Raw genomic sequence first — 4,306 nt, 5'->3', positions numbered from 1 at the left:
CCCCCCCGGCCCCCGGCCCGCCCCCCGCCCCCGCCCCCCCCCCCCGCCCCCCCCCCCCCCCCCCCCCCCCCCCCCCCCCCCCCCCCCCCCCCCCCCCCCCCCCCCCCCCGGCGCGCGCCCGAGCTGGCCGCGTTCCGCACCTTCCAGGTCCCCGTCGCCGACGTCGCCGAGCTGACCGCCCTGGACCTCGGCCCGCTCGTGGCCGCCGACCGGATGCCGGCCCTCGTGCCGGCCGCCGCGGCCGCCGGCGACGGCGTGCCGCTGTGGCGGCCGGTCGCCGCCCCGGCGGACCTGCTGCTCTAGCCGCCCGCCGCCCGGCCCGCCCCCGCGGGCGGCACCCGTGACGTCTGTCACGCCCCTCGCGTGCACGGGCGCGCCGAAGTCGTGACGGCGCGCACGGGGCGGGCCCCGCCCCCGGCGCCACGCTGGTGCCATGACGACGCACACCCCCGCGGAACCGCTGCGGCACAGCGCTCCCGGCGCCGCCCCCACCACCGCCCCCACCACCGCACCCGCCGCCGCGCCCGCCGCCGTGGAGGTGCGCGACCTGCGCCGCACCTACGCCTCGGGCGCCGAGGCCGTGCGCGGCGTCAGCTTCACCGTCCGCCCCGGGGAGGTCTTCGGCCTGCTGGGCACCAACGGCGCCGGCAAGACCTCCACCACCGAGGTCGTCGCGGGCCTGGCCGCCCCCACCTCGGGCACCGTGCGCGTGCTCGGCCACGACCCCGTCCGCGAGCGCCGGCGCGTGCGCCCGCGCACCGGCGTGGTGCTGCAGTCCGGCGGCCTGCCCGGGGACCTCAGCGTCGCCGAGGCCGCCGCGGCCTGGGCCGCGACCCTGACCGCCGCCCGCCCCGTCGCCGACGTCCTGGACGCGCTGGACCTGACCCGCAAGGCCTCCACCCCCGTCAAGAGCCTCTCCGGCGGCGAGCGGCGCCGGCTGGACCTGGCCGTGGCGCTGCTGGGCGACCCGGAGCTGCTGCTGCTGGACGAGCCGACCACCGGCCTGGACGCGGAGAGCCGCCGCGCGGTGTGGGACCTGGTGGGCGAGCTGGCCGCCACCGGCACCGCGGTGCTGCTGACCACGCACCACCTGGAGGAGGCCGAGCGCCTCGCCGACCGGCTGGCCGTCCTGCACCGCGGCCTCGTCGTGGCCGAGGGCACCGTCGCCGACGTCGTGGCCACCCACCGCGCCGAGGTGCGCTGGCACCGCGACGCCGGCCGGCCCGGCGACGGGGTCCTGGGCCCCGGGGACACCCTCGCCCTCGACGGCCGCCACGTCGTGGTGCGCACCGCCTCCCTGCAGCGCACCCTCGCCCGCGTGCTGGCCTGGGCCGAGGCGCAGCACCTGGAGCTGGCCGAGCTGCGGGCCACGCCCGCCTCCCTGGAGACCGCCTTCCTCGCCCTGGCCCGCGGCGCCGACGAGACCCGCTGACCGCCCCCGCCGACCACCCCGCCCACCACCCCGCCGACCACCCGTCCCCCGGAGGAGACCCGATGAGCACCACGACCGCCGCCGCGCCCCGCGCCGCGGCCCTGCCCGCCGCCGTCCCCGCGCGCGGCCCGCTGCCCGCCCCGCTGCGCCGCACCGCCGCCCTGGCCGGCGCCGAGGCCCGGCTGCTGCGCCGCAACCGCACCGCCGTCTTCACCGCCCTGGTCACGCCGCTGGCCTTCGTCGCGCTGCTGGCCTCCACCGCCGGGGACCGCCTGGCCACCCCCGCCGGCACCGCCGGCGCGGTGAACCTGGTCGTCGCGGCGCTGCTGCTGGCGGTCGTCTTCTACAACGTCCTGTCCGCCGCCGTGGCCCGCCGCGAGGAGGGCGTGCTGCAGCGGCTGCGCACCGGCGAGGCCGCCGACGCGGAGGTCCTGGTCGCCACGGCGGTGCCCTCGACGGGCCTGACGCTGGCCATCACCGCCGTCTTCGGCGCCGCCGGCGCGCTCGTGCTGGACATGCCGCTGCCGGGGCGCCCGCTGCTGCCCGTGCTCGGCCTCGTGCTCGGCTGCGCCGTGATGGCCGTGCTGGCGCTGGTGACCGCCGCGTTCACCCGCACCCTGGAGTCCGCGCAGGTCACCAGCCTGCCGGTGATCGCCGTGTGCGGGCTCGGCGGCGGGCTGTTCCTGCCCGCCGGCGCCCTGCCGGACGCGCTGGCCCGCCTGGCGGGGTTCACGCCGCTGGCGCCCGTGGTGGAGCTGCTGCGCGCCGGCTGGACCGGCGACCCCTCGGCCGCGGACCTGGCGACCTGGACGGCGACGCTGCTGGCGTGGGTCGTGCTCGGCGCGCTGGTGGTGCGCGCGCGCTTCCGCTGGTCCCCGCGCTCCTGAGCGCCGCGCACCGCGGACGGCCTGGCAGGGTGGGGCGCGTGGAGCGCGCGACCGGGCGGGGGACGGGCACCAGGTGGCAGCGCTGGTGGGCCGGCAAGGACGACGTCGAGCGCGTCACCCTCTACACCCGCCAGTCCTTCGCCCTGCTGCTGACGATCGGCCCGTCCCTGACGTTCGGCCAGCTCGGGCGCGGCGGGGCGCTGGAGCAGCGCCCCGCCGCCGCCCTCGCCGTGCTGGCGGCGGTGGTCGTCCACGCGGTGGCCGTCGGCCTGGTCCTGGACCGGCAGATCGCCGGGCGGCCGGTGCCGCGGGCGTGGTGGGCCGCGCTGGCCGCCGTCTCGGCGGCGGCGTTCGCCGCGACGCCCCTGCTGACCGCGGTGCAGGGCGGGGCGATCGCCCGCGTCGTGGTCGTCGGGGCGCTGTTCGGCCCGGCGGCGTTCCTGGGCACCCGGCGCAGCCTGCTGCTGGCGGTGCTCGCCGGCGCCGGTCTGGCGGTCCTGCACCGCGCCGGCTTCGACTGGCCGCACCCGGGCCTGGCGGCCGGGGCGTTCCTGGTGGGCGCCTTCGCGTTCGCGGCCGTGACGGTGCAGCTGTCGATGTGGATCGTGGACGTGGTGCGCCGCCTGGCCGGCGCCGAGCGCGACCGCGCGCGCCTGGCGGTGGCCGAGGAGCGGCTGCGCTTCGCCCGCGACCTGCACGACGTGGTGGGCCGGGACCTGTCGGCCATCGCCGTCACCAGCGACCTGGTGGCCGAGCTGGCCCGGCGCGGGCGGCCCGAGGCCATCGAGCGGGCCGAGGAGGTGCGCCGCATCGCGCAGGACTCGCTGCGCGAGGTGCGCGAGGTGGTGCGCGGCTACCGCGGGGTGGACCTGGACGCGGAGCTGGAGGGCGCGGCGGCGCTGCTGCGCTCGGCCGGGATCGAGCCCGCCGTGGTCGCCGACGCGGCGGGCGCCGGCGAGGAGGCCCGCACCGCGGCGGCGTGGGTGGTGCGCGAGGGGGTGACCAACGTGGTGCGGCACTCGGCGGCCTCGCGGTGCCGCATCGAGGTGAGCGGCGGGGCGGGAGGAGCGGTGCGGGTGCTGATCGAGAACGACGGGGCGGTGGAGGGCGCGCCGGGGCGCGGTTCGGGCCTGGCGGGCCTGGCCGAGCGGCTGCGGCCGCTGGGCGGGCGGCTGGGCGCCGAGCGCCGCGACGGCACGTTCACCCTGCGCGCCGAGCTGCCCGCGGGGGCGCCGGCGGGCGCGAGGGGTGCGGCGGGCGCGGCGGGGGCGGTGCGGTGAGCGGGCCGATCCGGGTGCTGCTGGCCGACGACGAGAACCTCGTGCGCTCGGCGGTGGCGCAGCTGCTGCAGCTGCAGGACGACATCGACGTCGTCGCGCAGGCCGCCTCCGGGCCGGAGGCGATCGCGGTGGCCCGCAAGGAGCGGCCGCGGGTGGCGGTGCTGGACCTGCAGATGCCCGGCGCCGACGGGCTGGCGGTGGCCGAGGCGCTGCACGCGGACGTGCCCGGCTGCACCACGATGATCCTCACCAGCCACGGCCGGCCCGGCTACCTCAAGCGGGCCCTGGAGCTGGGGGTGCGCGGGTTCCTGCCCAAGACCGCCTCCGGCGCGGTGCTGGCCCAGGCGATCCGCACCGTCGCCGCCGGCGGGCGCTACGTCGACCCCGAGCTGGCGGCCGACGCCATCGCGGCGGGGCAGAGCCCGCTGACGCCGCGGGAGGCCGACGTGCTGGAGCTGGCCGCGGACGGCGCCGGCATCGAGGAGATCGCCGTGCGCGTCTCCCTCTCGCCGGGCACCGTCCGCAACCACCTGTCCAGCTGCGTGGGCAAGCTGGGGGTCTCCAACCGTCACGAGGCCGTCGTGGTGGCCCGCCGCGCCGGCTGGATCTGACCCCGGTCCACATCTGACCCCGGTCCACGCGGGGGGGGGGGGGGGGGGGGGGGCGGCGGGCCCGCCCCCCCCCCCCGCCCGCCCGCCGCGAGCCGG

4 protein-coding genes and 1 pseudogene are annotated in these 4,306 nt (G+C 80.4%); all 5 read left to right on the top strand.

Annotation, left to right across the window (positions count from 1 at the left end):
* Positions 1 to 303: pseudogene (locus ACRYR7_RS24590) on the top strand (hypothetical protein); the annotation flags it as partial.
* 130 nt (positions 304 to 433) lie between these two features.
* Positions 434 to 1,432 (top strand): ABC transporter ATP-binding protein, encoded by a 999-nt coding sequence (locus tag ACRYR7_RS24585; RefSeq protein WP_432574957.1) that lies wholly within the window; start codon positions 434 to 436, stop codon positions 1,430 to 1,432.
* A 62-nt stretch (positions 1,433 to 1,494) separates the two neighbouring features.
* Complete coding sequence (locus ACRYR7_RS24580) at positions 1,495 to 2,319, top strand: ABC transporter permease (protein ID WP_432574955.1); 825 nt, start codon at positions 1,495 to 1,497, stop codon at positions 2,317 to 2,319.
* A 38-nt stretch (positions 2,320 to 2,357) separates the two neighbouring features.
* Positions 2,358 to 3,599 (top strand): sensor histidine kinase, encoded by a 1,242-nt coding sequence (locus ACRYR7_RS24575; protein ID WP_432574953.1) that lies wholly within the window; start codon positions 2,358 to 2,360, stop codon positions 3,597 to 3,599.
* Positions 3,596 to 4,210 (top strand): response regulator, encoded by a 615-nt coding sequence (locus tag ACRYR7_RS24570; protein ID WP_432574951.1) that lies wholly within the window; start codon positions 3,596 to 3,598, stop codon positions 4,208 to 4,210. Before ACRYR7_RS24575 ends, ACRYR7_RS24570 begins: the two co-directional genes overlap by 4 nt.
* Positions 4,211 to 4,306: the final 96 nt, after the last annotated feature.

This window comes from Kineococcus gurbantunggutensis (assembly GCF_050871925.1).
GTDB lineage: Bacteria > Actinomycetota > Actinomycetes > Actinomycetales > Kineococcaceae > Kineococcus.
This window is presented reverse-complemented; position numbering and strand designations above follow the sequence as displayed.